This window comes from Actinokineospora pegani (assembly GCF_009745975.1).
GTDB lineage: Bacteria > Actinomycetota > Actinomycetes > Mycobacteriales > Pseudonocardiaceae > Actinokineospora > Actinokineospora pegani.
The window spans coordinates 1-14,941 of the sequence record NZ_WHOL01000083.1 but is presented as its reverse complement, the minus strand read 5'-3'; the positions used below and the strand labels follow the sequence as shown (position 1 = coordinate 14,941).

The window sequence follows — 14,941 nt, the reverse complement described above, 5'->3', positions numbered from 1 at the left end:
GCGCCCAGCACAGCAAAGTGCTCGAGCACCTCAAGTGGATGACCGGCGAGCTGCGCCAGACCAAGCGCGAGCTGGCCGAGGCCCTCGAATCCGCCCCGCGCGCGGACGAGCCGATCGCCGTCGTCGGCATGGGGTGCAGGCTGCCCGGCGGGGTGCGCTCGCCGGAGGACCTGTGGCGGCTGGTGCTGGCCGGGACCGACGCGGTGGGGCCGCTGCCCACCGACCGCGGCTGGGACCCGGCCGCCCTCTACGACCCGGACCCCGACGCCGTGGGCAAGACCTACGTGCGCGAGGGCGGGTTCGTCGACGGGGCGGCCGAGTTCGACCCGGCGTTCTTCGGGATCTCCCCGCGCGAGGCGCTGGCGATGGACCCGCAGCAGCGGCTGCTGCTGGAGACGTCGTGGGAGGCGTTGGAGCGCGCTGGCATCCGGCCCGGCGACCTGCGCGGCAGCCGGACCGGGGTGTTCTTCGGAATCTCCGGCCAGGACTACACGACCCTGGCCCTGCAGTCCGGCACGGAGTTCGCCGCGCACGCGGTGACCGGCACCGCGCCGAGCGTGGCCTCGGGCCGGGTCGCCTACGTGCTCGGCCTGCGCGGGCCCGCGCTCACCCTGGACACCGCGTGCTCGTCCGGGCTGGTGTCGCTGCACCTGGCGTGCGCCGCGCTGCGCCGCGACGAGTGCTCGCTGGCGTTGACCGGCGGGTCCGTTGTCATCGCCGAGCCCGGTCCGCTGGTCGGGTTCAGCCGGTTGCGCGGCCTGGCCGCGGACGGGCGGTGCAAGGCGTTCGCCGAGTCCGCGGACGGCATGGGCCTGGCCGAGGGCACCGGGGTCATCGCCCTGGAACGGCTGTCGGACGCGGTGCGCAACGGGCACGAGGTGCTGGCCGTCATCCGCGGCTCGGCGGTGAACTCCGACGGCGCGAGCAGCGGTCTGACCGCCCCCAACGGGCCCGCGCAGCAGCGGGTCATCCGCGACGCCCTCGCCGCCGCGTCGCTGACCCCCGCCGACGTCGACTACGTCGAGGCGCACGGCACCGGGACCACGCTGGGCGACCCGATCGAGGCGCAGGCGCTCATCGCCACCTACGGCGCCGAGCGCGCCGCCGGGCCGCTGCTGCTCGGCTCGGTCAAGTCCAACATCGGCCACACCCAGGGCGCCTCCGGCGTCGCCGGGGTGATCAAGGCCGTCCTGGCGCTGCGGCACGGGGTGCTGCCCAAGACCCTGCACGTCGACCAGCCCTCGACCAAGGTCGACTGGGCGGGCGTCGAGCTGGTGACCGAGCGGCGGGACTGGCCCGCCGTCGACCGGGCGCGCCGGGCAGCCGTGTCGTCGTTCGGCATGAGCGGCACCAACGCGCACGTGGTCCTGGAACAGGCCCCGGTCCAGGAGAAGCCGGAGTCCGCGACCACTGGTGTCGTGCCGTGGGTGCTGTCCGGGCGGACCGAGCAGGCCGTGCGCGAGCAGGCCGCCCGCCTCGTCGGTGTGGAGGCTGACGCGGCCGCCGTGGGGACGACCCTCGCCGCGCGCACCCGTTTCGCCCACCGGGCTGTCGCGGTCGGGGAGGACGACCTGCGGGCGATCGCCTGCGGTGAGGCCGTGGTCGGCGAGGCCGCCGGGGGCCAGCCGGTGTTCGTGTTCCCCGGGCAGGGGGCGCAGTGGGCCGGCATGGGGCGCGGGTTGGTCGACGCCAACCCGGTGTTCGCCGCGCGGATGGGCGAGTGCGCGCGAGCGCTTGAGACCTTCGTGGACTGGGAGCTGTTTGACGTCCTGGGCGACGAGACCGCGTTGCAGCGGGTCGACGTGGTGCAGCCCGCGCTGTGGGCGGTGATGGTGTCGCTGGCGGCGGTGTGGGAGTCCTACGGGGTCGTCCCCTCCGCTGTGGTGGGGCACTCGCAGGGCGAGATCGCCGCCGCTGTCGTCGCTGGCGCTCTGTCGCTCGAGGACGGTGCGCGGGTGGTGGCGCTGCGGTCGAAGGTGATCGCCGCGGACTTGGCGGGCAAGGGCGGCATGGTGTCGGTCTCCGCCCCCGAGGCCGACGTGGCGCGGCGGCTGGCCCAGCACCCCGGGGTCGGTGTCGCCGCGGTCAACGGGCCGTCGGCGGTGGTCGTGTCCGGCGCCAACGCCGGGCTGGACGCGCTGGTCGCCGCCTGCGAGGCCGACGGGGTGCGCGCCCGGCGGGTGCCTGTCGACTACGCGTCGCACTCCGGGCAGGTCGAGGCGTTGGAGGCCACCCTGCTCGGCGCGCTCGCGGCGGTCGCGCCCCGGGCCGGGCGGGTGCCGCTGCACTCCACGGTCACCGGCGAGGTGCTGACCGGCGCCGAGGTCGACGCCGCCTACTGGTACCGCAACCTGCGCCAGACCGTGCTGTTCGACCAGGCCGTGGCCCGGCTCGACGGGTCGGTGTTCATCGAGGTCAGCGCGCACCCGGTGCTGGTCTCGGCGATGGCCGACCGGACCGGCGCGCTGGGCACCCTGCGCCGCGACGACGGCGGCCCGGACCGCCTCGCCCGCTCGCTCGGCGAGGCCCACGCCCGCGGTGTCGAGATCGACTGGACCCCCTGGTTCGGCGACGCGGGCCACGTCGACCTGCCCACCTACCCGTTCCAGCGGGAGCGCTTCTGGCTCGACCGCCCCGAGCCGGGCGACCCCGGCGACTGGGGACTGACCGCCGGGGGCCACCCCCTCGTCGGCGCGGTCACCGCCGTGGCCGAGGACGACTCGGTGGTGCTCTCCGGTCGGGTCTCCCGATCGGGCCTGGGCTGGGTCGGCGACCACGCCGTGGGCGGGGTGGTGATCCTGCCGGGCACCGGGTTCGTGGAGCTGGCGCTGCACGCGGGCGAGCAGGCGGGCGCGGCCTCGGTCGAGGAACTGGCGCTGCTGGCCCCGCTCGCGCTGCCCGAGCGCGGCGCGGTGGACCTCCAGGTGGTCGTCGGAGCGGCGGAGGCCGACGGGCAGCGCCCGGTGTCGGTGCACTCGCGGGCCGAGGGGCGGGCGTGGGTGTGCCACGCGCGTGGACTGCTCGGCGCGCAGGGCCCCGCGCCGGACGTGGACGACTTCGCGGTGTGGCCGCCGGTCGGCGCCGAGGCGCTCGACCTCGACGGCCACTACCAGCGCTCCGCCGACAGCGGCTACGCCCTGGGCCCGGTGTTCCAGGGGCTCAAGGCCGCGTGGCGGCGCGGCGACGACGTGTTCACCGAGGTCGTCATCGACCCGGCGCTGCACGCCGAGACCGCCCGCTACGGCATCCACCCCGTCCTGCTCGACGGCACCCTGCACGCCCTGGGCGGACTCGTCCCGGACTCGGCCGACCCGCTGCTCCCGTTCTCCTGGCAGGGCGTGACCCTGCACGCCACCGCCGCGACCAGCCTGCGGGTGCGGCTGTCCCCGGTGGGCGACGGCGCCGTCCGGGTCACCGCGACCGACCCGACCGGCGCCCCGGTCGTCGAGGTGGAGTCCCTGGTGCTGCGCCCGGTCACCCCCGACCAGCTCCGCGCCGCGAGCGACCCCGGCCTGCTGCACGCCGTGGACTGGCCCGCGCTGCCGCTGCGCTCGGACGCCCCCGGCGACTGGGCCGTCGTCGGCGGCGACGCCCTGGGCATCGCCGTCGCCGTGGAGAAGGCGGGCGGGCGCTGCACGGTCTTGTCCACTGTGGACAAATCGGCTGGGTTCGACGGGGTCTTCTTCTGCCCCGGCGCGGATTCCGACGACGTGGTCACGGGCGCGCACGCCGCCACCGCCGACCTGCTGGCCCTGCTCCAGGACTGGGTCGCCGACGCGGACCGGCCCCGGCTCGTCGTCGCCACCCGGGGCGCGGTGCACGTCCGCGCGGGCGACCCGAGCGACCTGGCCACCGCCGCCGCGTGGGGGCTGGTGCGCTCCGCCCAGTCCGAGCACCCCGACCGGATCACCCTGGTGGACCTGGACGACGACGACGCCTCGGCGCGCGCCCTGGTCGACGCCGTCCGCTCCGGGGAGCCGCAGCTCGCCCTGCGCTCGGGCACCGCGCACGTCCCGCGCCTGGCCAAGGCCGCACCCGGCGGCGCGACCCCCGAGCTGACCGGTACCGCGCTGATCACCGGCGGCACCGGCACCCTGGGCGGCCACGTCGCCCGCCACCTCGCCACCCGCCACGGTGTGCGCAAGCTCGTGCTCACCAGCCGCTCCGGCGACCGGGCCGAGGGCGCCGCCGAGCTGAGCGCGGAGCTGGCGGGCCTGGGCGCCGAGGTCGTCATCGCGGCCTGCGACGCCGCCGACCGGGACGCGCTCAAGGCCGTCCTCGACGGGATCGACGACCTGAGCACCGTCGTGCACGCGGCGGGCGTGCTCGACGACGGCGTGCTCGACGCGCTGACCCCCGACCGGCTCGCCGCCGTGCTGCGCGCCAAGGTCGACGCCGCCTGGCACCTGCACGAGCTGACCCGCGACCGGGACCTGACCGCGTTCGTCCTGTTCTCCGGCCTGGCCGGGGTGCTGGGCAGCGCCGGGCAGGCCAACTACGCCGCCGCCAACACCTTCCTCGACCACCTGGCCCGCCACCGCGCCGCGCACGGGCTGCCCGCGGTGTCGCTGGCCTGGGGCCTGTGGGCCGAGGCCAGCGGCATGACCGCGCACCTGGGCGCCACCGACCTGCGCCGCACCGGCGACGCGGGCGTGGTCGGCCTGAGCACGGCCGAGGGCCTGGACCTGCTCGACACCGCGCTCGGCCACGGCCGGGCCGACCTGGTCCCGGTCCGCCTCGACCCCCGGGCGCTGGCCGCCCGCGCCGCCAAGGGCGAGCTGCCCGCCGTGCTGCGCGGCCTGGTCCGTCCCCCGGCCCGCCCCTCGATCAGCGCCGCGGCTGAGCGGGCGGGCGCGGCGACGCTGGCCGACCGGCTCGCCGCCGTCCCGGCGGACCGGCGCGCCGCGCTGGTGCTCGACCTGGTGCGCGGGCACGCCGCCGCCGTCCTCGGGCACAGCGGGACCATCGGCGCCGAGCAGGCGTTCAAGGAGCTGGGCTTCGACTCGCTGACCGCCGTCGAGCTGCGCAACCGGCTCACCGCGGCCACCGGCCTGCGGCTGCCCGCGACCCTGGTCTTCGACCACCCCACCCCGGCCGCGCTGGCCGCCCACGTCCGCGACCGGGTCGCCCCGGCCGCGGCCAAGGCCCCCGAGCCGCCCGTGCTGCGGGAGCTGGCCCGGTTGGAGTCGGCGCTGACCGGGCTGACCGCCGACGCGCTGCACGCGGCCGTGCCCGACGCCGAGGCCCGCGCCGAGATCGGCTCCCGGATCAGGGCGCTGGCCCGGCTCTGGGGCGGCGCGGCGGGCGAGAGCGCCGCCGGGGGGCTCAGCGAGGCCTCCGACGACGAGCTGTTCTCGCTGCTGGACAGCAAGTACGGCACCTGACCGTGACCCCAGACCGACCGGCCCGACGAGCGGGGACAGCGACACCGTGACGACCAACGAGAGCAAGCTCCGCGAGTACCTGCGGCGCGCCGTGGCCGACCTGGAGCAGACCAGCGAACGGCTCGCCGAGCTGGAGGGCCGGGGCCGCGAGCCGATCGCCGTCGTCGGCATGGCCTGCCGGTTCCCCGGCGGGGTCGACTCGCCGGAGGCGCTGTGGCGGCTGGTGTCCGACGGCGCCGACGCGCTCGGCCCGTTCCCCGCCGACCGGGGCTGGCCGGACGACCTCTACGACCCAGACCCCGACCGGCCGGGCAAGAGCTACCTGCGCGAGGGCGGCTTCCTCTACGGGGCGGCCGAGTTCGACGCGGGCTTCTTCGGGATCTCCCCGCGCGAGGCGCTGGCGATGGACCCGCAGCAGCGGCTGCTGCTGGAGACCTCCTGGGAGGCGCTGGAACGCGCGGGCATCGCGCCGACCGCGCTGCGCGCCACCCGGACCGGGGTCTTCCTCGGCTCCATGTACGCCGACTACGGCACCCGCGCCGCCGAGGTCCCCGAGGGCACCCAAGGCTACCTGTCCACCGGCAGCGCGGGCAGCGTCGTCTCCGGCCGCATCGCCTACACCCTGGGACTGGAGGGCCCGGCGATCACGGTCGACACCGCGTGCTCGTCGTCGCTGGTCGCACTGCACCTGGCGGCGCAAGCGCTGCGCGGCGGCGAGTGCTCGATGGCGCTCGCGGGCGGGGTCACGGTCATGGCCGGGCCGGACCTGTTCGTCGAGTCCAGCAGGCAGCGCGCGCTCGCCGCGGACGGGCGGTGCAAGTCCTTCGGCGACGGCGCCGACGGCACGAACTTCGCCGAGGGCGCGGGCGTGCTCGTCGTCGAGCGGCTCTCCGACGCGCTGCGCAACGGCCACGAGGTGCTGGCCGTCGTGCGCGGCTCGGCGGTCAACTCCGACGGCGCCTCCAACGGGCTCACCGCCCCGAACGGGCCGTCGCAGCAGCGCATGATCGAGGCCGCGCTCCGCTCCGCCGGGCTGTCCGCGTCCGATGTGGACGCGGTGGAGGGGCACGGCACCGGCACGTCGCTGGGCGACCCGATCGAGGCCCAGGCGCTGCTGGCGACCTACGGGCAGGACCGCGACGAGCCGCTGTGGCTGGGGTCGGTCAAGTCCAACATCGGCCACACCCAGGCCGCCGCGGGCGCCGCGGGCGTGCTCAAGATGATCATGGCCCTGCGGCACGGGGTCCTGCCCAAGACCCTGCACGCCGAGACCCCCTCGACCGCCGTCGACTGGACCGCGGGCGCGGTGGAGCTGCTGACCGAGTCCCGCCCCTGGCCCGAGGCCGACCGGCCGCGCCGGGCCGCGGTGTCCTCGTTCGGCGTCTCGGGCACCAACGCGCACGTGATCCTGGAACAGGCCCCCGCCCGCCCGGCCGCCGCTGAGCCTGCTGCCCTGCCCGCGGTCCCGTGGGTGCTCTCGGCGCGCGGCCCCGGCGGGCTCGCCGCCCAGGCGCGCGGCCTGCGCGCGTTCCTCGCCGAGCGCCCCGGGTTCGACCCGGTGGCCGTGGCCCGCACGCTGGCCTGCGGCCGGGCCCGGTTCGAGCACCGGGCCGTCGTGGTCGGCGGCGACCGGGAGGCGCTGCTGACCGGGCTGGCCGCCGTGGCGGACGAGACCCCGGACGGGTCTGTCGTCCGCGGCCTGGCCGAGGGCCCGCGGCAGGCCGTGTTCGTCTTCCCCGGGCAGGGCGCGCAGTGGGTCGGCATGGGCCTGCGGCTGCGCGCCGAGCACCCGGTGTTCGCCGCGCGGTTGGCGCAGTGCGCTGAGGCGCTGGCGCCCTTCGTCGACTGGGACCTGGTCGACGTCCTGGGCGATGAGGCCGCGTTGGAACGGGTTGACGTGGTGCAGCCCGCGTTGTGGGCGGTGATGGTGTCGCTGGCGGCGGTGTGGGAGTCGTTCGGTGTCACCCCGTCGGCGGTGGTGGGGCACTCGCAGGGCGAGATCGCCGCCGCGTGCGTCGCCGGCTCGCTTTCGCTCGAGGACGGCGCCAGGGTCGTGGCGCTGCGGTCGAGGGCGATCGCGGAGTCGCTGGCCGGGCGCGGCGGCATGTTGTCGATCCCGCTGCCGCTGGACCAGGTGCGCGAGCGGCTGGCGCCGTGGGGCGACCGGGCCGGGGTCGCGGCGGTGAACGGGCCGTCGTCGGTCGTGGTGTCCGGGGACGGCGAGGTGCTGGCCGAACTGCTCGCCGAGTGCGAGGTCGACGGCGTGCGCGCCCGGATGGTCCCGGTCGACTACGCCTCGCACTCGACCCAGGTCGAGGCCGTCGAGGCCCGGCTGCTCGACGTGCTCGCCCCGGTCCGCCCGGTCGCGGGCCGCGTCCCGCTGGTCTCCACCGTCACCGGCGAGGTGATCGACGGGTCCGGCGTGGACGCGGGCTACTGGTACCGCAACCTGCGCCAGACGGTCCTGTTCGCCGACGCCGTGCGCGCCGTCGCCGCGCAGGGGCCGACCGCGTTCGTCGAGGTCAGCCCGCACCCGGTGCTCGTCGTCGGCGTCGAGCAGGCCGTGGAGGCCATCGCGGCCGACGCGGTGTGCGTGCCGACGCTGCGCCGCGACGACGGCGACCTGGCCCGCCTGCTGCGCTCGGTCGGCGCGGCCGCCGTCGCCGACGTCCCGGTCGACTGGGCACCGCTGTTCGACGGGGTGCGCGGCGCGCACCTGCCCACCTACGCCTTCGAGCGGGAGCGTTTCTGGCTCACCGCCGACCAGGCCCCGGCCGCGACCGCCGCGCCCGCCGACGCCGACCTGTGGTCGGCCATCTCCGCAGGCGACCTGGCCACCGTGGCGGCCGAACTCGGGGCCGACGACGCCGACGCCCGGTCCTCGCTGGCCGCCGTGGTCCCCATGCTGTCGCAGTGGTACCGCTCGCGCGGCGAGACGTCCACTGTGGAGTCGTGGCGCTACCGGCTGGCCTGGAAGCCGCGCCCGGCCGCCGCCCCGGGCAAGGGGACGTGGCTCGCCGTCGTGCCCGCCGGGTCCGCCGCGCACGAGACCGTCGTGGAGACGCTCACCGCCCTGGGCGGCCCGACCGTGGTCGAGGCCCCCGCCGGAGCCACCCGGGAACAGCTCGCCGGACTTCTAGGCCGTCTAGTCGAGGCCGACTGGGTGGTGTCCCTGCTGGCGCTCGCCGAGCCGCTGGCGAACCTGGCGCTGTTCCAGGCGCTGCACGACGCCGGGTCCGCCGCGCCGCTGTGGTGCGTGACGCGTGGCGCGGTCTCGATCGGCGCCGCCGACCCGCTGACCGACCCGGCGCAGGCGCAGACCTGGGGCCTGGGCCGGGTGCTGGCCGTGGAGCACCCGGACCGCTGGGGCGGGCTGGTCGACGTGCCCGCCGCCTGGGACGACCGGGCCAGGCAGCGGCTCGCCGCCGCGCTGGGCGGGCCGGAGGACCAGGTCGCGGTGCGCGCCTCCGGGCTGTTCGGGTGCAGGCTGGTGCGGGCGCGCGCGGCGACGGGGGCCGAGTGGGCCCCGCGCGGCACGGTGCTGGTCACCGGCGGCACCGGCGCGCTGGGCGCCCACGTCGCCCGCTGGGCCGCCGAGGCCGGGGCCGCGCACCTGGTGCTGACCAGCCGCCGGGGCCTCGACGCCCCGGGGGCGGCGGACCTCGTCGCCGAGCTCGAGGGCTTCGGCGCCCGGGTGACCGTGTCCGCCTGCGACGTGACCGACCGGGACGCGGTGCGGGCCCTGGTCGCCGGGCTGGACGACCTGACCGCCGTGGTGCACGCCGCCGGGGTCGCCGGGCCGGTGCCCGCGCTGGACCTGGGCGCCGGCGACCTCGCCGCCGTGCTCGCGGTCAAGGCCGACGGCGCGGCGAACCTGGACGCGTCCACCGCCGACCTGGCGCTGGACGCGTTCGTGCTGTTCTCCTCCAACGCCGCGGTGTGGGGCAGCCGCGCCGAGTCCGCCTACGCCGCCGCCAACGCGCACCTCGACGCCGTGGCGCACTGGCGGCGCGGCCGCGGCCTGCCCGCCACCGCCGTGGCCTGGGGCGCCTGGGACGGCGGCGGCATGGTCGAGGCGGGCGGCTTCGACACCGAGCTGCGCCGCCTCGGCGTCATGCCCATGCGCCCCGACCTGGCCGTGGCCGCCCTGCGCGGCGCGGTCGGCGACGACGACACCGCGCTGGTGGTCGCCGACATCGACTGGGCCCGGCTCGCCCCCGCCCTGGCCAGCTCCCGGCCCCGCCCGCTGCTCGACGACCTCGCCGAGGCCGCCGCCGCGCTCGGGGCCGACGAGCCCGCCGCCCCGGTCGGCCTCGACGCCGGGGACCGGGCCGACCGGCTGCGCGCGGTGGAGGCCACCGTCCGCGCCGAGGTCGCCGCCGTGCTGGGCCTGGCCTCGGCCGACGCCGTCGACCCGACCCGGGCCCTGCGCGACGCCGGGCTCGACTCGGTGATGGCCGTGGAGCTGCGCAACCGCCTCGGCGGCGCGCTCGGGGTCAAGCTGCCCTCCACCATCGTCTTCGACCACCCCACCCCGGCCGCGCTCACCGCCCACCTAGGCACCGTCCTGTTCGGATCGGCCGACACCGGTCCCGCGGTGCTCACCCGCGTCGAGGACGACGACGACCCGGTGGTCATCGTCGGCATGGCCTGCCGCTACCCGGGCGGCGTCGACAGCCCCGAGGGGCTGTGGGACCTGGTCGAGCAGGGCCGGGACGGCATCTCCGGCTTCCCCGTCGACCGCGGCTGGGACCTGGACTCCCTCTACGACCCGGACCCCGACCGCCCCGGCACCTCCTACGTGCGCGACGGCGGGTTCCTCTACCAGGCGGGCGACTTCGACCCGGAGTTCTTCGGCATCTCCCCGCGCGAGGCCGCCGCCATGGACCCGCACCAGCGGCTGGTGCTCGAGACCGCGTGGGAGGCCGTGGAGCGCGCGGGCATCGACCCGACCTCGCTGCGCGGCTCCCGCACCGGCGTGTTCGTCGGCGCCACCAGCGGCGACTACGCCCAACTGCTGCTCAAGGCGTCCGACGGCTCCGAGGGCTACCTGGGCACCAGCACCTCGCCCAGCGTCGTCTCCGGCCGCGTCGCCTACACCCTGGGCCTGGAGGGCCCGGCGGTCACCGTCGACACCGCGTGCTCGTCGTCGCTGGTCGCGCTGCACTGGGCGGCGCGCGCGTTGCGCTCCGGCGAGTGCTCGATGGCGCTGGTCGGCGGGGTGTCGGTGATGTCGACGCCGATGCCGTTCGTCTACTTCTCCCGCCAGCGCGGCCTGGCCCCCGACGGCCGGTGCAAGTCCTTCGCCGCCGGGGCCGACGGGACGAGCTGGTCCGAGGGGGCGGGGATGCTGCTCGTCGAACGGCTCTCCGACGCCCGCCGCCTCGGGCACCCGGTGCTCGCGGTGCTCAAGGGCTCGGCGGTCAACCAGGACGGCGCGTCCAACGGGCTGGCGTCGCCCAACGGGCTCTCGCAGCAGGACGTCATCCGGCAGGCGCTCGCCGACGCCGGGCTGGCCGCGTCCGAGGTGGACGTCGTCGAGGGCCACGGCACCGGCACCACCCTGGGCGACCCGATCGAGGCCCAGGCGCTGCTGGCGGCCTACGGGCAGGACCGGGACGAGCCGCTGTGGCTGGGGTCGGTCAAGTCGAACATCGGGCACACCCAGTCGGCGGCCGGGGTCGCCGGGGTGATCAAGGTGGTGCAGGCGCTGCGGCACGGCGTGCTGCCCCGGTCGCTGCACGTGGACGGCCCCAGCCCCGAGGTCGACTGGGACGCCGGGGCCGTGCGGCTGCTCGCCGAGCCGGTGGCGCTGCCCGCGCTGGACCGGCCGTGGCGGGCCGGGGTGTCGTCCTTCGGGATCTCCGGCACCAACGCCCACGTCATCATCGAGCAGAGCACCATCGAGAGCCCGGCGACCGAGGCCCCTGTCGAGGCGATGACCGACGACGGGCCGGTGGCGTGGGTGCTCTCCGGCAAGGCCCCGTCCGCCCTGCGCGCCCAGGCCGCCCGGCTGGCCGACATCGGCGCCCCCGCGCTGGACGTCGCGCACTCGCTGGCCGCCACCCGGTCCACGTTCGGCCACCGGGCCGTTGTCGTCGGCGATCGGGACGCGCTGCTCGCGGGGCTGCGGGACCTCGCCGAGGACCGGACCTCCGCGCGGGTCGTGACCGGGGAGGCGCGCGGCGGGCGGCTGGCGTTCGTGTTCTCCGGGCAGGGCGCGCAGCGGGTCGGCATGGGCGCCGGGCTCGCCGCCCGGTTCCCGGTGTTCGCCGACGCGCTCGACGAGGTCTGCGCCCACCTGGACACCGTCCTGGACCGGTCGATCCGGGAGGTCATCACCACCGGCGAGGGGCTGGACGACACCGCCTACACCCAGGCCGCGCTGTTCGCGGTCGAGGTCGCGCTGGTGCGGTTGCTGGACTCCTGGGGTGTGCGGCCGGACGCGCTGATCGGGCACTCGGTGGGCGAGCTGGTGGCCGCGCACGTGGCCGGGGTGTGGTCGCTGGCCGACGCCTGCGCCGTCGTCGCCGCCCGGGGCCGCCTGATGGGCGCGCTGCCCGCCGGTGGCGCGATGGTCGCGCTGCGGGCCGCCGAGTCCGAGGTGGAGCTGACCGAGGGGGTGAGCATCGCGGCGGTGAACGCGCCCGACTCGGTGGTGGTCTCCGGGGTCGAGTCCGAGGTGCTGGCCATCGCGGCGGGCTTCGCCAAGACCAAGCGGCTCGCCGTGTCCCACGCGTTCCACTCCGGACTGATGGACCCGGTCCTCGACGACTTCCGCGCCGTCCTGGCCGGTGTCGAGTTCCACCCGCCCCGGCTCGACGTGGTCTCCAACCTGCTCGCCGACCCCGCCGAGCTGGCCACCCCGGAGTACTGGGTGCGGCACGTGCGCGAGGCCGTCCGGTTCGCCGACGGGATCGCCGGGCTGCGCGAGCGCGGCGTCACCCGCTTCCTCGAGGTCGGCCCGGACGCCGTGCTGACCCCGCTCGTCGAGGGCTGCGTCCCGCTGCTGCGCGACGACCGCGACGAGCCGACCGCCCTGCTCGGGGCGATCGCCGCCCTGTTCACCCGGGGCGTCGAGGTGGACTGGGCGGCCGCGTTCGCCGGTGGCCGCCGCGTCGACTTGCCGACCTACCCATTCCAGCGCCGCCGCCTCTGGCTCGACAGCACCGAGAGCCCGGTCGTGGCGGCCGCGGGCTCCATCGTCGACGACCAGTTCTGGCAGGCCGTTGCCGACAACGACCTCACCGCCCTGGCCGGTGAGCTGTCCGTGGCCGGGTCCGACACCGAGGCGCTGCGGACCGTCATGCCCGCCCTGTCGCAGTGGCGGCGCAGGCGCGGCGACCTGGCCGCCATCGACTCCTGGCGGCACCGGGCCACCTGGGCGGCGGTCACCGACCTGCCCGCCCCCGCCCTGCGCGGCACCTGGCTCGTGGTCGCCCCCGAGGGCGCCCCGGTCGACGGGTGCGTGCGCGCCATCGAGTCCCACGGGGGCGCCGCGGAGGTCGTCGCCCCCGGCTCCGCGCTGTCCGGCGACTACGCGGGCGTGCTGTCCCTGCTCGCCTTCGACGACGCCCCCGGTGACGTTCCCGCCCTGGGCCGGGCGGCGGCCCTGTCGGTGGCCCTGCTGCGCGACCTCGACGCGGCCGGGATCACCGCCCCGCTGTGGTGGGCGACCCGGGGCGGCGTCTCCACGGGCGCCGACGCCCCCGCCGACCCGCGCCAGGCCGCGCTGTGGGGCCTGGGCCGGGTCGCCGCGCTGGAGCACCCGGACCGCTGGGGCGGCCTGGTCGACCTGCCCGCCGCCTGGGACCCGCGCACCTCGGCGCTGTTCGCCTCGGTGCTCACCGGCTCCGCCGAGGACCAGGTCGCGCTGCGCACCTCCGGTGTCCTGGGCCGCCGCGTGGTCGCGGCGGGCGGGGTGGCCGGGGACTCGTGGACACCGCGCGGCACGGTGCTCGTCACCGGCGGCACGGGCGGGCTCGGCGCCGAGGTCGCCCGCTGGGCGGCCCGGTCCGGGGCCGAGCGGCTCGTGCTCAGCAGCCGCCGGGGCCCGGACGCGCCGGGCGCGGCGGCGCTGGTCGCGGAGCTGGGCGTGCCGACCACGGTCGTGGCCGCCGACATGGCCGACCGAGCCGACGTCGCCGGGCTGCTCGAGCGGTGCCCGGGGCTGACCGCCGTTGTGCACGCGGCCGGGGTCGCCCAGTACTCCGACCTGGCCGGGCTGACCGAGGCGGAGTTGGCCGCGACCGTGGCGGGCAAGGCGGCGGGGGCCGCGCACCTCGACGACCTGCTCGGCGACACCGAGCTGGACGCGTTCGTGCTGTTCTCGTCGATCTCGGCGCTGTGGGGCAGCGGCAAGCAGGCCGCCTACGCGGCGGGCAACGCCTACCTCGACGCCCTCGCCGAGCGGCGCCGCTCCCGGGGGCTGGCCGCGACCTCTGTCGCTTTCGGACCATGGGGCAAGGCCGGGATGGCGGCGGTCGAGGACGCCGACGCCCAGTGGCGCAAGCGCGGCCTGGCCACTTTGGACCCGGACCTGGCCATCGCGGCGCTGGCCGACGCGGTGGGGCGCGGGGACACCACCGTCGCGCTCGCCGACGTCGACTGGGACGTGTTCCTCCCGCTGTTCACCATCGGCAGGCCGTCGCGGCTGTTCCCCGAGCCCGTCGAGCGGGCCCAGGGCCCGGCCGTCGACGGGCCCGACGGCCCCCGGCTGGCCGGGCTGGTCGCGGGGCTGTCCGGGCAGGAGGCGGAGCGGGCCGTGCTCGACCTGGTCCGCGAGCAGGTCGCCGCGGTGCTCGGCTACGCCTCGCCCGCCGAGGTGGTGGCCGCACGCGCCTTCCAGGAGATGGGCTTCGACTCGCTGACCGCCGTGGAGCTGCGCAACCGGCTCACCGACGCGGCGGGCGTGGCGCTGCCCGCGACCCTGGTGTTCGACCACCCCACCCCCGCCGTGCTCGCCGAGCACCTGCGCGCGCGGGTGGCGGCGGGCCAGCCCTCCGTCCTCGACGGGCTCGACCAGGTGGAGGACGCGCTCGACACCCTCGCCGAGGCCGAGCGGGCCGAGCTGGTCCGCCGCCTGGAACGGCTGCTGGGCAGGACGAAGACGGCCGAGCCCGAACCCGAGCAGGCCGACGAGCTGGGCGGGCTGTCCGACGACGAGATCTTCGGCTTCATCGACCAGGAATTCGGCAAGAGGTGATCATGAACGGGCCGGATGAGCGCACGGGCAACGAGGCCAAGCTCCGCGAATACCTGAAGTGGGTGACCACCGACCTCAAGAAGACGCGCAAGCGGCTCGAGGAGGTGGAAGCGGCTCAGGGGTTCTCGGACGAGCCGCTGGCCATCGTGGCGATGGCCTGCCGCTACCCCGGCGGGGTCGACTCGCCGGAGGCGTTGTGGCGGCTGGTCTCCTCGGGCGTCGACGCCATCGGCCCGTTCCCCGACGACCGGGGGTGGGACACCGACGCGCTCTACGACCCGGTTCCCGGCGCCGTGGGCAAGACCTACGTGCGCGAGGGCGGGTTCGTCGACGGGGCGGCCGAGTTCGACCC

The 14,941-nt window shown here is 76.9% G+C and carries 3 protein-coding genes; all 3 read left to right on the top strand.

The genetic code is table 11. The annotated features are described in order from the left end of the window. The first annotated feature begins 17 nt into the window (after nucleotides 1–17). On the top strand, nucleotides 18–5,384 hold the full coding sequence (locus tag GCL84_RS13485; RefSeq protein WP_407924390.1) for a type I polyketide synthase: 5,367 nt from the start codon (nucleotides 18–20) through the stop codon (nucleotides 5,382–5,384). Nucleotides 5,385–5,430: 46 nt separating this feature from the next. Then, nucleotides 5,431–14,589 carry a type I polyketide synthase gene (locus tag GCL84_RS13480; protein WP_156755808.1) on the top strand — a complete coding sequence of 3,053 codons (9,159 nt, stop codon included), beginning with the start codon at nucleotides 5,431–5,433 and terminating at the stop codon, nucleotides 14,587–14,589. A 2-nt stretch (nucleotides 14,590–14,591) separates the two neighbouring features. Then, nucleotides 14,592–14,941 (top strand): beta-ketoacyl synthase N-terminal-like domain-containing protein (locus tag GCL84_RS13475; protein ID WP_197523222.1); only part of this gene is annotated, 350 nt, incomplete at its 3' end.